General features: G+C 71.9%; 17 protein-coding genes. 3 read left to right on the forward strand and 14 right to left on the reverse strand.

All coding sequences use genetic code 11. The features are described from left to right. Positions 1-123 precede the first annotated feature (123 nt). The 3 genes from alaS to AB0I72_RS25015 form a co-directional block, all read right to left on the reverse strand. Positions 124-2,793 carry an alanine--tRNA ligase gene (alaS, locus tag AB0I72_RS25005; RefSeq protein ID WP_358572810.1) on the reverse strand — a complete coding sequence of 890 codons (2,670 nt, stop codon included), beginning with the start codon at positions 2,791-2,793 and terminating at the stop codon, positions 124-126. Positions 2,794-3,027: 234 nt separating this feature from the next. Further along, positions 3,028-3,309: a hypothetical protein gene (locus tag AB0I72_RS25010; protein ID WP_358572812.1), complete on the reverse strand. Its 282-nt coding sequence runs from the start codon at positions 3,307-3,309 to the stop codon at positions 3,028-3,030. Next, on the reverse strand, positions 3,306-3,698 hold the full coding sequence (locus tag AB0I72_RS25015) for a DUF948 domain-containing protein (protein WP_358572814.1): 393 nt from the start codon (positions 3,696-3,698) through the stop codon (positions 3,306-3,308). Before AB0I72_RS25015 ends, AB0I72_RS25010 begins: the two co-directional genes overlap by 4 nt. A gap of 376 nt (positions 3,699-4,074) precedes the next feature. Between AB0I72_RS25015 and AB0I72_RS25020 the strand changes: the two genes are divergently transcribed. After that, on the forward strand, positions 4,075-5,658 hold the full coding sequence (locus AB0I72_RS25020; RefSeq protein ID WP_358572816.1) for a serine/threonine-protein kinase: 1,584 nt from the start codon (positions 4,075-4,077) through the stop codon (positions 5,656-5,658). Here AB0I72_RS25020 and AB0I72_RS25025 read toward each other — a convergent pair. Both AB0I72_RS25025 and AB0I72_RS25030 read right to left on the reverse strand, forming a co-directional pair. Beyond that, entirely contained in the window at positions 5,648-6,985 is a 1,338-nt protein-coding gene (locus tag AB0I72_RS25025) for a replication-associated recombination protein A (RefSeq protein WP_358572818.1), read from the reverse strand. The two genes, AB0I72_RS25020 and AB0I72_RS25025, sit on opposite strands and share 11 nt — an antisense overlap. Positions 6,986-7,020: 35 nt before the next feature. Further along, positions 7,021-9,036, reverse strand: a complete 2,016-nt coding sequence (locus tag AB0I72_RS25030; protein WP_358572820.1) for a SpoIIE family protein phosphatase — start codon at positions 9,034-9,036, stop codon at positions 7,021-7,023. A gap of 602 nt (positions 9,037-9,638) precedes the next feature. On the opposite strand from AB0I72_RS25030, the gene AB0I72_RS25035 reads away from it, so the two are divergent. Continuing rightward, positions 9,639-9,779 carry a hypothetical protein gene (locus tag AB0I72_RS25035; protein WP_358572822.1) on the forward strand — a complete coding sequence of 47 codons (141 nt, stop codon included), beginning with the start codon at positions 9,639-9,641 and terminating at the stop codon, positions 9,777-9,779. A gap of 102 nt (positions 9,780-9,881) precedes the next feature. On the opposite strand, the gene aspS is transcribed toward AB0I72_RS25035, so the two are convergent. Together aspS and AB0I72_RS25045 are read right to left on the reverse strand one after the other, a co-directional pair. Further along, positions 9,882-11,645 (reverse strand): aspartate--tRNA ligase, encoded by a 1,764-nt coding sequence (gene aspS, locus AB0I72_RS25040; protein WP_358572824.1) that lies wholly within the window; start codon positions 11,643-11,645, stop codon positions 9,882-9,884. Positions 11,646-11,841: 196 nt separating this feature from the next. Beyond that, positions 11,842-12,516 (reverse strand): MBL fold metallo-hydrolase, encoded by a 675-nt coding sequence (locus AB0I72_RS25045; RefSeq protein WP_358572826.1) that lies wholly within the window; start codon positions 12,514-12,516, stop codon positions 11,842-11,844. Positions 12,517-13,011: 495 nt separating this feature from the next. On the opposite strand from AB0I72_RS25045, the gene AB0I72_RS25050 reads away from it, so the two are divergent. Continuing rightward, on the forward strand, positions 13,012-14,244 hold the full coding sequence (locus AB0I72_RS25050) for a DUF349 domain-containing protein (RefSeq protein WP_358572828.1): 1,233 nt from the start codon (positions 13,012-13,014) through the stop codon (positions 14,242-14,244). 116 nt (positions 14,245-14,360) lie between these two features. Here the strand turns inward: AB0I72_RS25050 and AB0I72_RS25055 are convergent, their stop codons facing one another. The 7 genes from AB0I72_RS25055 to pyrF form a co-directional block, all read right to left on the reverse strand. Then, complete coding sequence (locus tag AB0I72_RS25055; protein ID WP_358572830.1) at positions 14,361-15,041, reverse strand: hypothetical protein; 681 nt, start codon at positions 15,039-15,041, stop codon at positions 14,361-14,363. 95 nt (positions 15,042-15,136) lie between these two features. Then, a complete protein-coding gene (gene metK / locus AB0I72_RS25060) occupies positions 15,137-16,330 on the reverse strand; it encodes a methionine adenosyltransferase (RefSeq protein ID WP_358572883.1) in 1,194 nt (397 codons plus the stop codon). A 189-nt stretch (positions 16,331-16,519) separates the two neighbouring features. Beyond that, positions 16,520-17,704 carry a bifunctional phosphopantothenoylcysteine decarboxylase/phosphopantothenate--cysteine ligase CoaBC gene (gene coaBC, locus AB0I72_RS25065; protein ID WP_358572885.1) on the reverse strand — a complete coding sequence of 395 codons (1,185 nt, stop codon included), beginning with the start codon at positions 17,702-17,704 and terminating at the stop codon, positions 16,520-16,522. Positions 17,705-17,771: 67 nt separating this feature from the next. Further along, a complete protein-coding gene (gene rpoZ, locus AB0I72_RS25070) occupies positions 17,772-18,038 on the reverse strand; it encodes a DNA-directed RNA polymerase subunit omega (protein WP_268643286.1) in 267 nt (88 codons plus the stop codon). An 80-nt stretch (positions 18,039-18,118) separates the two neighbouring features. Then, positions 18,119-18,709 (reverse strand): guanylate kinase, encoded by a 591-nt coding sequence (gmk, locus tag AB0I72_RS25075; RefSeq protein ID WP_358572832.1) that lies wholly within the window; start codon positions 18,707-18,709, stop codon positions 18,119-18,121. A gap of 240 nt (positions 18,710-18,949) precedes the next feature. Continuing rightward, complete coding sequence (mihF, locus tag AB0I72_RS25080; protein ID WP_075924976.1) at positions 18,950-19,273, reverse strand: integration host factor, actinobacterial type; 324 nt, start codon at positions 19,271-19,273, stop codon at positions 18,950-18,952. Positions 19,274-19,647: 374 nt separating this feature from the next. Continuing rightward, on the reverse strand, positions 19,648-20,361 hold the full coding sequence (gene pyrF / locus AB0I72_RS25085) for an orotidine-5'-phosphate decarboxylase (protein ID WP_358572835.1): 714 nt from the start codon (positions 20,359-20,361) through the stop codon (positions 19,648-19,650). Positions 20,362-20,479: the final 118 nt, after the last annotated feature.

A 20,479-nucleotide genomic window follows, 5' to 3' on the forward strand; every position in this document is an offset into this window, starting at 1 on the left:
CGTGGATGGACACGCCCCCAGATGGGCGAGAACGCGAAGGCGGGTACGGGGTCGGCCCCCGCACCCGCCTGGCGTGTCGTGCGCCGCGAGGTCGCCGTCAGCGCTCCTCAGGGCGGTGGTGTCCTAGACGGCGGCCACGCGCGCCTCGACCGCGCGCAGCGCCTCGTCGACCTTGCTCGGGTCGCTGCCGCCGCCCTGGGCGATGTCCGGCTTGCCGCCGCCACCGCCGCCGAGCGCGCGCGCCGCGACGCCGACCAGCTCGCCCGCCTTGATCCCGGCCTTCTGCGCGGCCTTGTTCGCCGCGATCACCACGACCGGGCGGTCCTTGGGGACGGAGGTCATGGCGACGACGACGGGCTCGTCCTCGCCGAGTCGGCCGCGCACGTCCAGGACGAGCTTGCGCAGGTCGTCGGCACCGGCGCCGTCGGGCGCCGGGGTGGCGACCACGAGCGCGGAGCCGTGGCGGCGCGCGCCGTCGGCGATGGAGCCCGCGGCCTGGAGGACCTGGGCGGCGCGGAGCCGCTCGATCTCCTTCTCCGCGGCGCGCAGCCGGGAGACCATGGCGTCGATCCGCTCGGGCAGCTCCTCGCGCGGCGTCTTGAGCTGCTCGGAGAGCTGGCCGACCAGAGCCGACTCCTTGGTCAGGCGGCGGAAGGCGTCAACGCCGACGGCGGCCTCGACACGGCGCACGCCCGAGCCGACGGAGGACTCGCCGAGCAGCTTGACGATGCCCAGCTTGCCGGTGGAGGCGACGTGGGTGCCGCCGCACAGTTCGACGGAGTAGTCGCTCATCTCGACCACGCGGACGCGGTCGCCGTACTTCTCGCCGAACATGGCCAGGGCGCCCATCCGCAGCGCCTCGTCCAGGCTCTTCTCCTCGGTCTGGACGTCGATGTCGCCGGAGAGGACGTGGTTGACCTCCTCCTCGACGCCCGCCAGGCGCTCGCCGCCGAGCGGGTTGTCGGCGGTGAAGTCGAAGCGCAGGTGGCCGGGGCGGTTCTCCGAGCCCGCCTGGCCCGCGGAGGGGCCCAGCGCGTTGCGCAGGGCGGAGTGGATGAGGTGGGTCGCCGAGTGGGAGCGCTCGATCGCGTGGCGGCGGCCGGTGTCGATGGCCGCGTGCACGGAGTCGTCCAGGACGACCTCGCCGGAGCGCACGGTGCCCCGGTGCACGAACAGGCCCGGCAGCGGCTTCTGGACATCCTCGACGTCCACCACGCCGCGACCGTCGACGGTGAGCGTGCCCTTGTCGGCGAGCTGGCCGCCGCTCTCGGCGTAGAACGGGGTGCGGTCCAGGACGATCTCGACCTTCTGCCCCGCGCGCGCCACGGGCGCGCCCTCGCCGTCGACCACGATCCCGCGCACGCGCGCGTCGGTCTCGGACTCGGTGTAGCCGAGGAAGTCGGTGTCCCCCGCGTTCTCGTGCAGTCGCGCGTACAGCGAGATGTCGGCGTTGCCGAGCTTCTTGGCGCGCGCGTCGGCCTTGGCGGTGTCGCGCTGGCGCTGCATGAGCTCGCGGAACTGGCCCTCGTCGACGCTCAGGCCCTGCTCGGCCGCCATCTCCAGGGTGAGGTCGATGGGGAAGCCGTAGGTGTCGTGCAGCTGGAAGGCGTCGGCGCCGGAGAAGACGCCGCCCGCCGCGCGGGTGCGCTCGGCCGCCCGGCCGAACAGGGCGGTGCCCGCGCGCAGGGTGTCGGCGAAGTTCTTCTCCTCGGTGTCGATGACGCCGTGGATGACCTCCGCCTTGTCCAGCAGGTCGGGGTAGATGTCCTTCATCGCGTCGATGCTGACGTCGGTCAGCTCGTGCAGGAAGAGCGTGTCGCTCTCCCCGGACAGCAGCCGCAGGTTGCGGACGGAGCGGCGCAGGATGCGGCGCAGGACGTAGCCCGCCTTCTCGTTGCCCGGCTTGACGCCGTCGCCGACGAGCATGACGGCGCTGCGGACGTGGTCGGCGACCACGCGGAGCTTGACGTCGTCCTCGTGGCTGTCGCCGTAGCGGGTGCCGGTGAGCTCGGCGGCACGGTGCAGGACGCGGCCGATGATGTCGGTCTCGTAGATGTTGTCGACGCCCTGGAGGACGGCCGCGAGGCGTTCGAGGCCGAGGCCGGTGTCGATGTTCTTCTTGGGCAGTTCGCCGAGGATCGGGAAGCCGCCCTTGTCCCCGCCCTCACCCCGCTCGTACTGCATGAAGACGAGGTTCCAGATCTCGATGTAGCGGTTGTCGTCCGCCGCCGGGCCGCCCTCGACCCCGTACTCGGGGCCGCGGTCGTAGAAGATCTCGGAGCAGGGGCCGCAGGGGCCGGGGACCCCCATGGACCAGTAGTTCTCCTCCATGCCCATGCGCTGGATGCGCTCGGGACGGACGCCGACCCCGTCGCGCCAGATCGCCTCGGCCTCGTCGTCGTCGAGGTAGACGGTCACCCACAGCCTCTCGGGGTCGATCCCGAAGCCGCCGTCCTCGACGGGTGTGGTGACCAGCTCCCACGCGAGCGGGATCGCCTTCTCCTTGAAGTAGTCGCCGAAGGAGAAGTTGCCGAGCATCTGGAAGAAGGTCGCGTGCCGGGAGGTCTTGCCGACCTCCTCGATGTCCTTGGTCCGGATGCACTTCTGGACGCTGGTGGCGGTGGTGTACGGGGGGGTGCGCTGACCCAGGAAGTAGGGCTTGAAGGGGACCATGCCCGCGGGCACCAGGAGCAGGGTCGGGTCCTCGGCGATCAGGCTTGCCGAGGGCACGACGGTGTGTCCGTTCTTCTCGAAGAAACTGAGGAAGCGGCGCGCGATCTCTGCCGTCTCCATGGATGCCCTCCTGTGCTTGCCTGCGCCGCCCTGGGCGACGTGGGGGTCCCTCGGGACCGTCGTGACGCGATGACCTGGTGACCGGCCCATCGTAGAGCGGACCGCGCCGCCGGCGCACGTGGTTTGCGGTGGCCGCCGGGGCCCGTGCTGATGACGACAACGGCGGCAGCCTGGTTGTTCCGAGGCTTTGGGTGTTGGTCCAAGGCTATCGCCGCCGACCACCGCGCGACCCCGTCACCGGCCGGGAAGGCGCTCCGGGACGTCCCCCGGCGCGGTCAGCGCGGACCGGCCCCGTCTCGGCGCGTACCGCGCGAGGAGTTCGGCCTCCTGGGCGCGCACCTCCTCGGCCAGGTCCTCGTTGAGTTCGCGCAGGGCCCCCTTGTACTGCGTGACCTGTCCCTCGACCCGTTCGGCGAGGCCGCCGGGGGTGAGCGCGCGGCGCGCCCGGTGGACCCGGTGGACGACGTACCCGCCCAGGGCGGCCCCGGCCGCGAGGTAGAACAGTCTGCCGATCACCGGCTCTCCTTCCGCCTGCGCGAACGCACGACCGCCAGGGCCCGGCGCTGGCCCGCGACCCGGCGCACCGCGTAGGTGAACGACGCCACGCGCACGAGCGGACCGGTGACCACCGCGCGGGTCAGCGCGGTGATCGTGGACACGTCCTCGGAGGTGGCCTGCACGTTGGCGGTGATCTCCTCGACCCGTTCCAGCGAGGTGTTGGTGCGTTCCACCGTGGAGGCGACGTCCTCCAGCAGGGGCGGGGTCCGTTCCCCGAGGTCCGAGACCACCGCCGTGGCCGCGTTGATGAGCTTGATGAGTTTGACGAGTGCCACGCACATGAACGTGGCCAGCACCGCCCAGACCACCGCGGCGACGAGCGCGGCGACCTCTCCTCCGGTAAGCATGCGGGCTCCGTGAGCAGATCGAGGATGAATCGAGGGTGTGTGAACGATCCCTCGCGCACGGGCGTCGAGGGAGGCTCCCGGGTGCGGGCGTCGACTGCGCCGGGTCGGGCCGCCGGAGCCGTGCCGGGCGGCCCCGGGGTGGGTCGGGGCGCGCCGGTTTCGGCTGACCCTATCGCGTCCGGACACCGTTCGACCGGGCGCACCTCGGCGCGCCCCGGGAGGAAACGGTCACGGGTCCATCACCAATGCGCTGGTGAGCGGTCCGAGGGATCGACGGCCGGGCAGCATTCCGGAAGAATCTGCACCGAGTGGGATCTTCCCCATGAAGTCCCGACACTCCGCCCCCACCGCCCGGGACGCACCGACAGGACCCTTGATGAGCGCTCGTCCTCCCCGAGAGATCTCCGTACTGGTACCCGCGGACCTGTCTCCCCTGTACCCCGCCGACCCCGCGCGGATCGGCCCCTACCTGGTCCTGGGCCGACTCGGCCACGGCGCCACCGGCACGGTCTACGCGGCCGTGGACGTGCGCGCGCCGTCGCCCGGGGACCGCCTGCTCGCGGTGAAGACGCTGGTCTGTCCGGAACTCGATCCGCCCGAGGCCTACCCCGCGCTCGAGCGGCGTCTGCGCGCGCTGGCCGGTGTCGACTCGACGCGCGTGGTCACGCCCCTGACCTTCGACTCCGACGCCAACCCGCCGTGGGTGGCCCTGTCCTACGTCGCCGGGCCGCGCCTGTCGCACTACGTCTCGACGAGGGGCGGGCTCGCCAGCGGCAAGGTGGTCGCCCTGGCCGTCGGGCTGGCCGAGGCCCTGTCCGCGCTGCACGCGCGCGGCGTCGCCCACGGATCGCTGCGCCCCAGCGACGTGGTGGTGGGACCGCACGGGCCGCACGTGATGGAGTGCGCGGTGGTGGCCTCCGCGGAGCGCCTGCGCGCCACCGCGGCCAGTTGGACGAGCCCGGAGCGCGCGCGGGGCGGCGCGGCGACTCCGGCGGCGGACGTGTTCGCCTGGGGCGCCCTGGTCGCGTTCGCCGGAACGGGACGCCTGCCGTTCGGCTCGGGCGAGCCGGAGGAGATCGTCGAACGCGTCGCGCGCGGGGCGTTCGACCTCGGCGGCCTGCACGCGGGCCTGCGCCCGGTCGTGTCCCGGACGCTGGACCCGGACCCCGTCCGCCGACCCACCGTGGCGGAGGCGGTCGAGGCGGTCCTCGCCGTCTGGGCGGCCGAGTGCGCGGCAGGTGAGGAGACGGAGGAGGACGTGTCGGGGGAGGGCGCCTCCGCCGTCCCCGACCGCGCGGAGCTCCTGCGCCTGCTGGAGCACGAGTGGGAGGGCGTCGAACCCCCCGCGCGCGTGCCCGAGGTGGTGCGGTTGGAGGGCCGCCTGGCCCGCCACCGACCGCGCAAGGCCCTGGTCATGGCCGGGACCGCCGCGCTCGCGATCGGGATGATCGGCGGCGGCGGGTGGTTCCTCTTCGGGGTCTTCGGCCAGGACGAGGAGGAGGACGCCCTGGTCTCGGAGGTGACCGAGGAGGTCTCGCCGGAGCCCAGCGAGGAGGAGGAACCGCTGACCATGGTGGTCCGGTTCGACCCCGCCGAGCAGGAGGACCCGGTGGAGGGGCCGTGGGTGTTCACCCCCGTCGACCGCGAGGACGAACCCGTGCGCGGCCAGGGCGTGCCGACCCACGACGAGTGGGCCGAGCAGTGGGACGTGCGCGGCGAGCCCCAGGAGGCGGTCGTCCGGGAGGACGCCGCGGTGCTGTGCGCGAAGTTCTGCGCCGCGCCGGACCACCTGTTCATCGACGTGGACGGGCGCGGCACGTGGGAGCTGACGGGCTCCGACTTCATCGACTACCTGTCGTGGGGCCCGGTGATGATCGTGGAGGTCACCTTCGCGGAGGGGTCCTCCGAGGAGGACGGCCCCCGGGAGATCGTGGCGGTCACGGAGCTGTTCACGGACTGACGCCGCGCAGGACGTCCTTGATCCGCCGCAGGACCTCGCCGAAGCGGCGTTCGGCGCCGTGCCCGGTGGGCCGGTAGTACTCGCGGTCGGCCAGCCCGTCGGGCGCGTGCCGCTGGGGCGCGACCCCGCCCGGGTAGTCGTGCGCGTACCGGTAGCCCTCGCCGTGGCCCAGCTCGGCCGCGCCCTTGTAGTGGCCGTCGCGCAGGTGGACGGGAACCGGTCCCGCGTGGCCCGCGCGCACGTCGCCGATGGCCTCGTCGACGGCGGTGATCACGGCGTTCGACTTGGGCGCGAGGCTGATGTGGATGACCGCCTGGGCGAGGTTGATCCGCGCCTCGGGCAGACCGACCAGGTCGACGGCCTGGGCGGCGGCCACCGCGGTCTGGAGGGCGGTGGGGTCGGCCATGCCCACGTCCTCGCTGGCGTGCACGACGAGGCGGCGTGCGATGAACCGGGGGTCCTCCCCCGCCTCGATCATCCGGGCGAGGTAGTGCAGGGCCGCGTCGGGATCGCTGCCGCGCATGCTCTTGATGAACGCGCTGATGACGTCGTAGTGCTGGTCGCCGGAGCGGTCGTAGCGGACGGCGTGCCGGTCCACGGCGCGTTCGACGTGGGCGGCGGTGACGGTGACGGGCTCGGGCCCCGGGGCTCCGGCGACGAGGGCCGCGGCCTCCAGGTAGGTCAGGGAGCGGCGTCCGTCGCCCCCGGCGAGGCGGACGAGGTGCTCGACCGCGTCGTCGGCGAGCGCGTAGCGGCCGTCCAGCCCGCGCTCGTCGGCCAGCGCCCGGTCGAGCAGGACGCGCACGTCGGCGTCGTCCAGGGACTCCAGCGACAGCAGCAGGGAGCGGGAGAGCAGGGGGCTGACCACCGAGAAGAAGGGGTTCTCCGTGGTGGCGCCGATGAAGCTGACCCACCGGTTCTCGACGGCGGGCAGGAGGGCGTCCTGCTGGGTCTTGTTGAAGCGGTGCACCTCGTCGACGAACAGCAGCGTCCGCGTTCCGTGCATGCCCAGCCGTCGCCGCGCCTCCTCGACGACCGTGCGCACGTCCTTCACCCCGGCGTTGACCGCCGACAGCTCCACGAAGCGGCGCTTGGTGACGTGGCTGACCACGGTGGCCAGGGTGGTCTTGCCGGTGCCGGGCGGCCCCCACAGGAAGACGGACATGGGCGCGTCGTCCTCCACGAGGCGGCGCAGCGGGCTGCCCTCACCGAGCAGGTGGCGCTGGCCCACGACCTCGTCCAGGGTGCGCGGACGCATGCGCACGGCGAGTGGTTCCTGCCCCTTGGCGGCCTCGGCTCCGGCGTCGTCGAACAGTGTTTCGGACACCCACCCAGGGTAGGGCACGCGCGTCGGGGCGCCGGTCAGTTCCCGGGTTCGCCCTCGGCGTCCTCGTCGTCGGTCATGCGCGTGATGAGCAGGGCGATGTCGTCCCCGCGACCGGCGGGCGCCATCTCGGCCAGGAGGTCCGCGGCCGCCTCGGGGTCCTCGCCGTGCTCGGCCAGCGCCTCTCCCACGAGGGCGAGTCCGTCCGCCATCGGCAGGTCGGAGCTCTCCACGAGACCGTCCGAGCACAGCAACAGGGTGCCGCCGGGCGGGAGGGAGCGCGTGGTGACGTCGTACTCGGTGTCGGGCAGGACGCCCAGCGGAGGGCCGGTCTCGGGCTCCCAGAGCTCGTAGCTGCCCTTGGACGCCAGCACGACGGGCGGCTGTCCGGCCCAGGCGGCCTGCATGACGCCGGTCTCCCGGTCCAGGACCAGGTAGCCGCAGGTGGCGAAGACGATCTCGCCGGTCTCGGTGAGCAGCCGGTTGGTCTCGCCGAGGACCACGCCGGGGTCGGACTGGTTGGTGGCGTAGGCGCGGAAGGCCACGCGGATCTGCCCCATCGCGGCGGCCGCCTCGACGCCGTGGCCCTGCACGTCGCCGACGAGCAGCCCGACGCGGTTGTCGGGGAGTTCGATGACGTCGTAGAAGTCGCCGCAGATCCGCCAGTCGGCGCGGGAGGGAAGGTACTTGGTGGCGATGGCCATGTCGGGGAAGCTGGGGACCTGGCGGGGCAGCATGCGGCGCTGGACGGCGTCGGCGAGTTCGAGTTCGGCCTGTTGGGCCTTGATCCGCTGGAGCGCCTGTCCGGCCAGACCGGCGAAGGTGAGCATGAGGGCGCGCTCGTCGCGGCTGGCGTGGTGGGGCCGGTCCCAGGTCATCTGCCACACGCCGAGGGCGACCTTGCCGTCGCCGAAGATCGGGACGGTCGCCCAGGCCTGTCCGCTCACGTTGCGCATGAGGCCGACGGCGGCGGGGAAGCGGCTGATGATCTCGGCGCGGCTCTCGAAGAAGCGGGGCTGCCGGTCCTGGATGACGGCGCCCATGGGGAAGTCGGTGTCGTCGGCCCGGCGGCCGTCGAGCTGCTCGATGTTGCCGCCGCGCGAGCGCGCGCTGGGCGAGGTGCGCAGCAGGCCGTCCTGGACGTAGAGGGCGGCGGCGTTCATGCCGCCGAAGATCGGCAGGAACTCCTCGCTGAGCAGGTCCATGACGTCGTCGACGGTGGTGGCCGACACGAGTTTGGAGGACAGCTCGGTGACCAGGCGGCCGTGCTCGGCCTCGGTGCGGCGGCGGTCGGCCAGGCGGCGGACCAGCTGCACGTGTTCGGTGACGTCGTCGACGATGCCGACGAGGCGGTCGGGCTGCCCGGGGACGAAACGGGCCCGCACGTGCAGGGAGCGCTCGTCGCCGAGCCGGTCGAAGACGCGGAAGCGCTGTTCGTAGTCGCGGCCGGTGAAGGCGGCCGACATCGCGTCGCGCACGCGGGCGATGTCGTCGGGGTGCACGCGCTCCAGGATGGTCTCGAGCTGGCGTTCCCCTCCCGCGAGGAGGTCGCCCAGGGGTGTGGGGCCGAACAGTTCGCGCAGGCGCCCGGTGCTCAGGTCCAGGCTCCAGAGCACGGAGTCGGAGCTGTCCGTGCGCAGCTCGCCCACGACCCGCAGGTCCGCCTCGTTGGCGGACAGCACGTGCAGAAGCACGACCACCTGGGCGCCGGGCCGGTCGCCGTTGGGGCCGGGGACCGGGCGCAGCTCGGCCTCGACGACACCGGGGCGAGCGGTCGTGGGCGCCAGGCGCAGGTGGGTGCGCTCCGCGCGGTGGCCGGCCGCGGCCACGCCGTGGATCCGGGCGCCCCGGGCGGCGTCGTCACCGTCGAGGAGGTCGTACCAGACGCGGCCGGCCAGACCCTCGGCGTCGAGGCCGACCAGTTCGGCGAAGGCCAGGTTGGCGTGCAGGATCGCGCCGTCGTCCCGGGTCAGCACCATGGGCTCGGGGGCGTGGGAGAACGCCCCGGCGAGCGCGTTCTCGGAGCCGTCGCCTGAGGCGCGTTTTCCGTTCACGTATGACTCATCCTCATGTCGTCTCGGACGTCACACCCGCGCCCGGACGCGGTACCCCCGGAACGTTCCGATTCGGGCCATTCTAGTGTCGGGGGCCAGCCGCCTCGGGCGGGGATCCTACGGCCGTGCCCGCCGACCGGTGCCTTCTCCACCCGTGTGACCTGGGGCGACACGGGCCGCGGAGAAGGGGCCTGGGGCGGGGGTGAGCGGCCGACCCCGCTTGAGGTGGGACTTTGACCGACCTCAGGGCGCAAATCGTTACGCTCGTGTGACTCATTGGCACACAATGCACTCGGCCACCGATCCGACCACGAAAGCGGGTGAACCCGCCGACGCCCGTGTTCACTCCCTGGCACGGGCGAACCGTGGTTCGGAAAGGGTGATTCGCCCCCAACCGTAGGGGATGACGGGCCTATCCGCATCCGTGACGGGGAAGCGGAGGTCGTCCGCGACCGAGTCCGACCGCAATTCCCGCGCGCGAGCCACTCCCCATAATCCCCGAATACCGGAAAGTGGCCGAATGTGGCAGGTTCAAAGTCCCAGGAATCCGGGCACCCCACATGTCAGGTTCGAAAACTCGCCGAAGCCCCAAGGACGCATTCATGTACCTGGTACGCGAGGCCGCCGCGGTGGACCCGACCGCCCACGGCACCACCTGGAACTGGACCTGTCGACTGTGCAGCCACAGCAACCCGGACGACGAGGACATCTGCTGCCAGCGCTGCGGAGCGATGAAGCGCTGACGACACACCACCGCGCGGCGTCCGGCGGCCCCGCCACACGAGGGGGGCGGCACGCGCGTCGCGCACCGCCCCCGCCGGGTCCCTCCGCCGACGCCGCCGCGGCTACTTCCCCGTCGGGGGGAGGACCGTGCGGATGTGCACCTCGTGCAACTGCTGGTCGGAGACCTCGGAAGGCGCCCCCATCATCAGGTCCTGCGCGTTCTGGTTCAGGGGGAAGGCGATGGTCTCGCGAATGTTGGGCTCGTCCGCGAGGAGCATGACGATCCGGTCCACGCCCGGCGCGATGCCGCCGTGCGGGGGGGCACCGAACTTCAGGGCCCTGAGCATGCCGCCGAACTCGGCCTCGACGGCCTCCTTGTCGTAACCGGCGATGTCGAAGGCCCTGTACATGATCTCGGGCGAGTGGTTCCGGATCGCTCCGGAGGACAGCTCGACGCCGTTGCAGACGATGTCGTACTGCCACGCGAGGATGTCCAGGGGGTCCTGGGTCTCCAGCGCCTTCATCCCGCCCTGCGGCATGGAGAAGGGGTTGTGGCTGAACGCGACGTCGCCCTGCTCGTTGATCTCGAACATCGGGAAGTCGACGATCCAGCAGAAGCGGTAGACCTTCTCCTCGAACAGGTCCGCGCGCCTGCCCGCCTCGACGCGCACCGGCGCCATGATGCGGTTGATCTCCGCCTCGTCCTCGCTCGCGCAGAAGAACAGGCCGTAGCCGGGACCGGCGCCCAGGGTCGACAGGAGCTCGTCGCCGATGTCGGTGACGAACTTGGCGATGGGACCGGTGAGTTCGCCCTCCGGGCCGACCTTGAGCCAGGCCAGCCCCTTGGCGCCCTGCTCCACGGCGAAGTCGCCGATGCCGTCGAAGAACTTCCGGGGCTTGTCGCCCACCCCCGGCACCGCGAGAGCGCGCACCTTCTTGCCCTCGAAGGCGCGGAAGTCGGTCTTCTCGAACAGCGCGGTGACGTCGAGCATCCGCATCGGCACGCGCAGGTCGGGCTTGTCGGTCCCGTACCACTCGAGGGCGTCCCGGTAGGCGATACGGGGATAGGGCGAGGTGATCTCCCAGCCGTCGGAGAACTCCCGGAAGACCTCGGTCATCACCTTCTCGATGACCTCGAAGACGTCCTCCTGCTCGACGAAGCTCATTTCCACGTCGAGCTGGTAGAACTCGCCGGGCGAGCGGTCCGCGCGGCTGTCCTCGTCGCGGAAGCACGGCGCGATCTGGAAGTAGCGGTCGAACCCGGAGACCATCAGGAGCTGCTTGAACTGCTGCGGCGCCTGGGGAAGGGCGAAGAACTGCCCCGGGTGGAGCCTGGAGGGCACCAGGAAGTCGCGGGCGCCCTCGGGGCTGGAGCTGGTCAGGATGGGGGTCTGGAACTCGTTGAAGCCCAGGTTCGTCATCTTCTCGCGGATCGACGCGATCACCTGGGAGCGGAGCATGATGTTGCGGTGCATCCGCTCGCGCCGCAGGTCGAGGAAGCGGTAGGTGAGGCGGCGCTCCTCGGAGGTGTTGTCCTCCGGGAAGACGGTGAGGGGAAGCTCCTCGGTGGTGCCCAGGACCTCCATCTCCGTGGCCTCGATCTCGATCTCGCCCGTGGGCAGCCCGGGGTTGACGTTCTCGTCGCTGCGGGCGGAGACGTGGCCGGTGACCTGGATCACCGACTCCTTGGAGATGCGGCTGAGCTGCTCGAACACCGGGGACTCGGGACGCGCCATGAGCTGTGTGATGCCGTAGTGGTCGCGCAGGTCGACGAAGAGCAGACCACCGAGATCACGGCGGTTGTGCACCCAGCCCGAAAGGCGCACCTGCTGCCCGACGTGCTCCTTCCGGAGCTGACCACACGAATGAGTCCTGTAACGATGCATGAGTTACCAAGTCCACTAACTACACGGCTGGGCGAGGAGGCCGGGGATCCCGGTAGCGGGTCCGGCCGGAGGCACGGCATGCCCCTTGACTTCTGGAATCCTACCGCCAAGACCGTGACCCGACCGCCCGGTCGCCGGGCCTCGGCGGCCCCCGTCCGCGCGGGGGATCGCCGGTCGGTGACCGGTCGGCGTTCGGTCAGAGGGCGCGCAGGTACGGGTTGGTGGCCCGCTCGCGTCCGACGGTGGTGGCGGGGCCGTGGCCGGGCAGGATCCGGGTGTCGTCGCCGCGCGACAGGACGGCCGACGCGAGGCTGGCGTTCATGGCCGCGGGATCCCCGCCCGGGAAGTCGGTCCGGCCGATGGACCCGGCGAAGACCAGGTCGCCCGCGAGCATGACCGGCGGACGGCCGTCCCCCGCGGCCAGGTGGTAGACCACCGACCCCGGCGTGTGTCCCGGGGTGTGCTCGACGGTGAACTCCAGCCCGGCCAGGGTCAGGGTGTCAGCGCCGTCGACCTCCACGAGGCGCTCCGGCTCGCGGAACGGGCCCGGGCCGAGCAGCGCCGACAGCTGTGCGGCGAAGCCGGGGTCGACCCCCGCGCCGGGTTCGGTGAGCAGGCGGCGGTCGGCCGCGTGCAGGTGGACCGGAAGCCCCGCGCGGTCGGCCAGCTCGGCGGCCGACCACACGTGGTCGAAGTGGCCGTGTGTGAGCAGGACGGCGGTCGGGGTCAGGCCGTGCTCGGCGAGGGCCTCGTCCACCTGCCCGGTGGCGTCCTGGCCCGGATCGACGAGGACGCAGTCACCGCCCGGGGCCGGAGCGAGCACGTAGCAGTTCGCGGCGAGGGGCCCGGTGGCGAGTGCGGCGATGAGCACGGCGGGTCGTCCTGTTCCTCGGTCGGGGTGTGTCGGGCTGCGGGGGCGGGAGGGCGCTGGGACCGCCGACGCCGCGTCGCGGGTCCGTCCCGGCGGGCCGGGCGGACGTACCCTACGAGTATCCAGAGCCTACCGACGCCTCGGAGGGGCGGCGAACCGACATCGGAGGGGGTGCGCGGCTTTGATCACCATTCGATCACCGCACGCGTCCGGCCTCTTTGCCAAACCGCGTGGTAATGCCATATTGGTCACCGGTGCCGTGTGCGCCGCGTCCGCCGACCAGCGCCTCTCCACGGCGGGTCCCCGGCCCGGCCAGACGCACGAGGGCGCCGCCGCGGACACGGTGATCCGCGCGAGAGTGCATCACGGCGCGTCGATGCCGCCCCAACTGATGGATATCGTGCTGAGCACGGTGGTTCCCATCACGATCCGGTGCGGTACGCCGCGACGACCCGAACCCGCCTACGGCCGGGCTCATGACAGCAGGAGGACACGGTGACCACGGACCCTTGGGGCCGCGTAGACGACGACGGCACGGTCTACGTGCGCACGAGTGAAGGCGAGCGGGTCGTCGGATCGTGGCAGGCGGGGGCCCCGGAGGAGGCCCTGGCCTTCTTCCGCCAGAAGTACGACGCCCTGGTCACCCAGGTGGAGCTGTTGGAGAAGCGGCTGCGCAGCACCGACCTGTCCGCCGCCTCGGCGATGTCCAGCGTCGACAAGCTGCGCACCCAGGTGAGGGAGGCGCACGCGGTCGGCGACCTCGATTCCCTGGCGCGACGTCTCGACGCCCTCGCCGGGCGCGCCGAGGAGCGCAAGGTCGAGCAGAAGCACGCCCAGGAGCAGGCGCGCGGCCACGCCCGCGAGATCAAGGAGCGGATCGTCGCCGAGGCCGAGCGGGTCGCGGTGGAGACCACGCACTGGAAGTCCGGCGGCGAGCGGATGCTCCAGCTCATCGAGGAGTGGAAGAAGGCCCCGCGCGCCGACCGCCCGACCGAGCAGGCCCTGTGGAAGCGCATGTCGGCGGCGCGCAACTCCTTCTCCAAGCGGCGCAAGGCCTACTTCGCCAGCCTCGACCAGCAGCGCGAGGAGGTGCGCGCGGCCAAGGAGCGCATCGTCGCCGAGGCCGAGGCGTTGGCGACCTCGGAGGACTGGGGGCCCACGGCCCGCGCCTACCGCGACCTGATGCAGCAGTGGAAGAGCAGCGGGCGCGCCGACCGGGCCAGTGAGGACCGCCTGTGGGCGCGCTTCAAGGCGGCGCAGGACCAGTTCTTCGACGCGCGCAACGCGGTCTTCGCCGAACGCGACGCCGAGCTGCGGGTCAACGCCGAGGCCAAGGAGCGGATCCTGGCGGAGGCCAAGGACGAGATCGCCCAGATCTCCGACCCGCGCCGTGCCCGTGCGCGTCTGCGCGACTTCCAGGAGGCCTGGGAGGAGGCCGGTGAGCTGCCGCGCGACGTGCGCGACCAGCTGGAGGGCGCCTTCCGGCAGATCGAGGACGGCGTCCGGCGCGCCGAGGACGCCGAGTGGGAGCGCACGAACCCGGAGGCCCGGGCCCGCGCCCAGGCCACGGTCGAGCAGCTGGCGTCCGCGATCAGCGCCCTGGAGGCGAAGCTGGAGAAGGCGCGCGAGCGCGGCGACGCCCGGCGGATCAAGGAGCACGAGGACGCGCTGCAGGCGCGCCGTGCCTGGCTGGCCGAGGCGGAGAAGGCGCTCAACGAGCTGAGCTGATCCGACCCCGACGACGGGCCGCGCTCCCCGGTGGTGGGTGGGAGTGCGGCCCGTCGGCATGGGCGGGAACGGAGGGACTCCGGGTCCGTGCCGCCGGGCCCGCGCCCCTGCGGCGCTCAGCGGCGTGAGTCCAGGTGGTAGACGTTCGCGGGCGCGGGCTCCTCGTCCGACCCCGCCCTCCGCTCCGCCTCCGCCGCCGTCTCCGGTCCCTCCTCCCCGGGCGCCGTCTCCGATCCGCGCTCCCGGGGTCCCGACTCCTCCTCCGTGGCGGTCGAGGGTCGCCGCAGCCGCCGGTACAGGGCGATCGCACCCGTCGCCAGCAGCACCAGCAGGCTCGCGCCGCCGATGATCCACGGGGCGAGCACCGGGCCGCGGACGCTCTGGGCCGACGACGCGCACGACGCCAGCGCGGCGTCGGGATCGGGCCGCACGCACACGGTGGTGACCGCGCGCGCTCCGTCGGGGGCGCCCGTGACCTCGCCGACGGCGTGCAGGACCGCGCGTTCGCCGGGTTCCAGCGCGCCGGTCCAGACGATCCGGTCGCCCTCGGCGACGGCCTCGGGCGAGGTGGGCCGGATCGTCATGCTCGACGGGAGGAACTGCACCACCTGGGCCTCCGGGAGGCTCTCGCCGCCGGAGTTGCGGACCCGGATGGTGAAGTCGACGTGTCCCCCCGGGCGCAGGGGGGCCTCCTCGACCGAGGACTCCAGGACGACGTGCAGGGAGTCGGCGCCCGGGACGGGGGCCATCAGCAGGGCCGCCAGTCCTCCGGCGGACAGCGCCGTGAACGCGGACATGACGGACCCCCTCCGACGACCAGAATCACTGTGCGCACATCATATGTGGCAATGTGTTATATTTCCAGGTCGGAGGGGGTCCTTCTCGGTGACTCTCAGGCGCCGACGGCCGACCGGAGCGCGGCGGCGCGGTCGGTCTGCTCCCAGGTGAACTCCGGCAGCTCGCGGCCGAAGTGACCGTAGGCGGCCGTCTTGGAGTAGATCGGGCGCAGCAGGTCGAGGTCGCGCACGATCGCGGCGGGCCGCAGGTCGAAGACCTCCTTGACCGCCTTCTCGATCAGTTCGGGGGCCACCTTCTCGGTGCCGAACGTCTCGATGAACACACCGACCGGGTGCGCCTTGCCGATGGCGTAGGCGACCTGGACCTCGGCGCGCTCGGCGAGCTCCGCGGCGACGATGTTCTTGGCGACCCAGCGGGTGGCGTAGGCGGCCGAGCGGTCGACCTTCGACGGGTCCTTGCCGGAGAAGGCGCCGCCGCCGTGGCGGGCGTAGCCGCCGTAGGTGTCGACGATGATCTTGCGGCCGGTCAGACCGGCGTCGCCCATCGGGCCGCCGATCTCGAAGCGGCCGGTGGGGTTGACCAGCAGCCGGTAGTCGTCGGCGTCCAGGCCGTAGGAGGCCACGACCGGCTCGATGACGTGCTCGCGCACGTCGGGGGCGAGCATCTCGTCGAGGTTGATGTCGGCGGAGTGCTGGCTGGAGACCACGACGGTGTCGAGGCGGACGGGGGTCTGGCCCTCGTACTCGACGGTGACCTGGGTCTTGCCGTCCGGACGCAGGTAGGGGACGGTCCCGTTGCGGCGGACCTCGGCGAGGCGCTCCGCGAGGGCGTGCGCCAGCTTGATCGGCAGCGGCATGAGCTCGGGGGTCTCACGGTTGGCGTAGCCGAACATCAGGCCCTGGTCGCCGGCGCCCTGCCGGTTGAGGTCGTCGTCCTCGTTCTCGACGCGCGCCTCGTAGGCCGTGTCGACGCCCTGGGCGATGTCGGGGGACTGGGCGTCGATGGAGACGTTGACCCCGCAGGAGTCACCGTCGAACCCCTTGGCGGACGAGTCGTACCCGATCCGGAGGATCCGCTCGCGCACGATGGCGGGGATGTCGACGTAGGTCTGGGTGGTGACCTCACCCGCGATGTGGACCTGACCGGTGGTGATCAGCGTCTCGACCGCGACCCGGCTCCTGGGGTCGTTGGCGAGCATCGCGTCGAGGATCGAGTCACTGATCTGGTCGGCCATCTTGTCGGGATGGCCTTCGGTGACCGACTCGGAGGTGAAAAGGCGGCGGGACACGTTGCCTGACTCCTTGCAGCGGCTGCTGGCTGACATGGACCGGTGACTCGGGGGCCGACCGGCGAGGTTGTTGTTGCTCCACTGTAACGGGACTGGTGAGGGTGGAAATCCCGTGGTCGCGTGATCACGGGTTCCCGAAGGAAGTGTGGCGTACTCAGAGGTAGGAATCCAGTCCCGGGCCGTGGTGATTTATGTCAGACGTGCGACGACGAGGTCCCACACACGGTCGGCCAGGTCCTCCTTGGGGCCGAACGGGACCTCCACGGCGGTGCCGTCGGAGCCGAGGACGACCGCCTGGTTGTCCTCGGTGCCGAACGCGCGACCGCCGCCGACCTGGTTGACCACGAGCAGGTCGCAGCCCTTGCGCTCCAGCTTGGCGCGGCCGTGGGCGAGGACGTCGTCGGTCTCGGCGGCGAACCCGACGATGGTCTGCGCCAGCCCCTCCTCGTCGCGGGAGGCGACCAGCCCGGCGAGGATGTCGGGGTTCTCGGTGAGCTCGATCGGCGCGGGCCGGCCGCCGGACTTCTTGATCTTGCTCCCGGCGCTGGTGACGGGGCGGAAGTCGGCCACCGCCGAGGCCATGACCACGACGTCGGCCCCGGCCCGCTCGGCGGCCACGGCCTCGGCCAGGTCGAGCGCGGACCCGACGCGGACGACGCGGACCCCGGCCGGGTCGGGCAGGGCGACGTTGGCCGCGATGAGCGTCACCTCGGCGCCGCGGGCGGCGGCGGTCCGGGCCAGGGCGTACCCCTGCTTGCCGGAGGAGTGGTTGCCGATGAAGCGCACCGGGTCGATCGCCTCGCGCGTGCCCCCGGCGGAGATCACCACGCGCCGACCCGCGAGGTCGGCGGCGCCCCCGCGCAGGGCCGCGCGGGCCGCGTCGAACAGCTCGGCGGGCTCGGGCAGACGGCCCTTGCCGGTGTCGGCGCCGGTCAGGCGCCCCTCGGCCGGGTCGAGCACGATCGCCCCGCGCGAGCGGAGCGTGGCCACGTTGGCCTGGGTGGCGGGGTGCTCCCACATCTCGGTGTGCATCGCCGGGGCGAACACGACCGGACACCGGGCGGTCAGGAGGGTGTTGGTCAGCAGGTCGTCCGCCAGACCGGCGGCGGCCTTGGCCAGGATGTTGGCGGTGGCCGGGGCGACGAACACGAGGTCGGCCGACTGGCCGATGCGCACGTGCGGCACCTCGTGCACGCCGTCCCAGACCGCGGTCGCGACGGGCTGGCCGGACAGGGCCGCCCAGGTCGGTTCGCCGACGAAGCGCAACGCGTCGGCGGTGGGCACGACCCGGACCCGGTGACCGGACTCGGTCAGTCGTCGGAGCAGCTCGCAGACCTTGTACGCGGCGATGCCGCCGCCGACGCCGAGGACCACCTGGGGCGCGCGGTCGGGTTCTCTCTCACTCACGGAACGAGTTCTACCAGGCGCGCCGCCGCTGCGCTCAGTTGCCCTCGTAGGGCTCGGCGGTGAGCAGGCCGGACTTGACCTCGCGCAGGGCGATGGACAGGGACTTCTCCTGGACGTGGGTCTCCACGAGCGGTCCGACGTACTCCAGCAGGCCCTCGCCGAGCTGGGCGTAGTAGGCGTTGATCTGGCGGGCCCGCTTGGAGGCCATCGTCACCAGGCTGTACTTGCTGTCGACGCACTCCAGCAGGTCGTCGATCGGCGGGTTGGTGATGCCTTCGGCGACGGGCTCGGTACCAGCCACTTCGTATACCCCCAGGGACGGTCTCCGGCTCGTCGAAAGCCGTGACGTGATTGACAGGTGGGCGCCCGCGGGCGGCGGTATCACACCTTGGGCGCTCTGATCAACGCTAGCAGCTCGTCGCATACGTCCCGTACGGACGTGTTGACGAGTGTGGTGTCGAACTCCTTCTCCGCGGCGAGTTCGACCCGGGCCGCGTCCAGCCTGCGCTGGACGACCTCCTCGGACTCGGTGCCGCGGCCGGTCAGCCGGCGGACGAGCTCCTCCCAGGAGGGCGGCGCGAGGAAGACGTGCAGGGAGTCGGGCATGGACGCGCGCACCTGGCGGGCGCCCTGGAGCTCGATCTCCAGCAGGACCGGGGTCCCGGCGCCCAGCCGCTCGGTCACGGGGGTGCGGGGGGTGCCGTAGCGGTTGCCCGCGAACTCGGCCCACTCCAGCAGTTCGTCGTCGGCGACGAGGCGGTCGAACTCCGCGTCGGAGACGAAGCGGTACTGCACGCCCTCGCGCTCACCGGGCCGGGGCGCGCGGGTGGTCACCGACACCGAGAGCCAGACGTCGGGGTGGTCGCGGCGGATTGCGTCGACCACCGTGCTCTTTCCCACACCGGAGGGGCCGGACAGGACGGTCAGCCGTTTCTCCTGCGGGCTGGACTGGGCTCCGGGCGCGTCTGGCATGGGTGGATCGGGCTTCCCTTCGAGGTCTCCGCGGTCGCGGGAAGCTCCATTTATACCACCGCGCCGCGGCGCGGCGGACGCGTCGACCTGGGGTCGAGCGTCCGCCGACCGCGGCGCGGACGAAGACTCACCGGGGGTTCGGCCACCGCTGTGGCACGCGGCCGTTCCCGCGCGAGCGAGGAACGGTCTCCGCCGCGACTGTGGGGGACGCGGACGGGCCGGTGTTACTCGGGGGACGACCTACTTGGTCAGGTCCCCGAACTCGCTCTCGAGGGCGGCACGCTGGTTCGTGCCCAGGCCACGGACGCGGCGGGACTCAGCGATGTTGAGCCGCTCCATGATCTGCTTGGCACGGACCTTGCCGACGCCGGGCAGGGATTCCAGCAGAGCCGAAACCTTCATCTTGCCGATGACGTCGTCCTTGAGCCCGTCGGCGAGGACCTCGGACAGCGAGATGCCGCCGTTCTTGAGCTTGTTCTTGACCTCAGCGCGCTCTTTTCTGGCCTTGGCGGCCTTCTCAAGAGCCGCACTGCGCTGCTCGGGTGTGAGGGGAGGAAGGGCCACGCCGGGTCACCTCGGATTTCTACTCGTTTGCAGAGGGCGGACGCCTGCGCAAGTTAGTAGGTCTGACCCCCCTTAGGCAACGCAAAGTGGCCTTTCAGCGGCTATTTCATCGAAGGAACTACCTGGAGTGACGGTCCCGCTGCGGGCAGAGACGAAAATCAGGACCTAAGTCCCGGTTGAAGGACCCGAGAAGCACGCCACCAGTGCAGGTCACACAGGGGTGACGCGGGTCACTCTCGGCACCGAGAACCTGATTTCGGACACACTTTTTTGGTGACCGTCCGTGATCCACAACTGCGCGTGATGGGATCACTGCGACATCCCGGCCAGACCTCCCCTCCGCTCCGTTCCACCGGTCACGAACCCCGGCTCCGTCAGGCACGGACCCCGGCGCGCCGAACCGCCGCCGCGATGGCGGCCGCGGCGGCACCGGGGTCCGCCGCCCTGGTGATCGGTCGACCGACGACCAGCAGGTCCGCACCCGCCGCCACGGCCTCCTCCGGGGTCGCCACCCGCGACTGGTCACCCCTGTCCGCCCCCGCCGGGCGCACGCCCGGCGTGATCAGGGTGATGTCGGGGCCCACCTCGGAACGCACCAGGGCCACCTCCCGCGGCGAGCACACCAGGGCCCCAGCCCCGGCGCCCACCGCCATCGCCGCCAGACGCCGCACCGCGTCGCGAGCCGGACCGAGCAGCCCCACCTGCTCCAGATCCTTCTCGCCCATCGAGGTGAGCACCGTCACGGCGGCGATCCTGGTGTCCGGCGCGGCCTCCACCGCCGCCCGGACCATGTCCGCTCCCCCACTGGCGTGCACCGTGAGGATCGACGGGCGCAGGCCCGCGACGCTGCGCGCCGCACCCGCCACCGTCGCCGGGATGTCGTGCAGCTTCAGGTCGAGGAACACGCCGACGGGGTTGGCCCCGCGCACCGCGCTCACCGCCTCGGGGCCGTACCGCAGGTACAGCTCCAGCCCGACCTTCACCGTGCTCACGTGCGGAGCGACCGCGGACGCCCAGGTGGCGGCGGTCTCGATGTCGTCGGCGTCGATCGCCACGGCGATCGGGGCGGGCGCGGTGGGCGCGGTCATGTCGGTTTCCCCTCTTCGTCCGACACCGTACAGTCGGTGTCGGCACCTGCACCTGTGCTTACGGATGTGCTTACGGAAGCACTGGCCGATGCACGTTCACTGTCATGTGCACACACCA

The organism is Nocardiopsis sp. NPDC049922 (genome assembly GCF_040660275.1).
Taxonomy (GTDB): Bacteria; Actinomycetota; Actinomycetes; order Streptosporangiales; family Streptosporangiaceae; genus Nocardiopsis.

Bases quoted from the DNA above. Each gene is read 5' to 3' on its own strand.
- AB0I72_RS25020 (WP_358572816.1), top strand. From the start codon at position 4,075: ATGAGCGCTCGTCCTCCCCGAGAGATCTCCGTACTGGTACCCGCGGAC.
- AB0I72_RS25015 (WP_358572814.1), bottom strand. From the start codon at position 3,698: ATGCTTACCGGAGGAGAGGTCGCCGCGCTCGTCGCCGCGGTGGTCTGG.
- AB0I72_RS25055 (WP_358572830.1), bottom strand. From the start codon at position 15,041: ATGTCCGCGTTCACGGCGCTGTCCGCCGGAGGACTGGCGGCCCTGCTG.
- aspS (WP_358572824.1), bottom strand. From the start codon at position 11,645: ATGCATCGTTACAGGACTCATTCGTGTGGTCAGCTCCGGAAGGAGCAC.
- gmk (WP_358572832.1), bottom strand. From the start codon at position 18,709: ATGCCAGACGCGCCCGGAGCCCAGTCCAGCCCGCAGGAGAAACGGCTG.
- alaS (WP_358572810.1), bottom strand. From the start codon at position 2,793: ATGGAGACGGCAGAGATCGCGCGCCGCTTCCTCAGTTTCTTCGAGAAG.
- AB0I72_RS25035 (WP_358572822.1), top strand. From the start codon at position 9,639: ATGTACCTGGTACGCGAGGCCGCCGCGGTGGACCCGACCGCCCACGGC.
- pyrF (WP_358572835.1), bottom strand. From the start codon at position 20,361: ATGACCGCGCCCACCGCGCCCGCCCCGATCGCCGTGGCGATCGACGCC.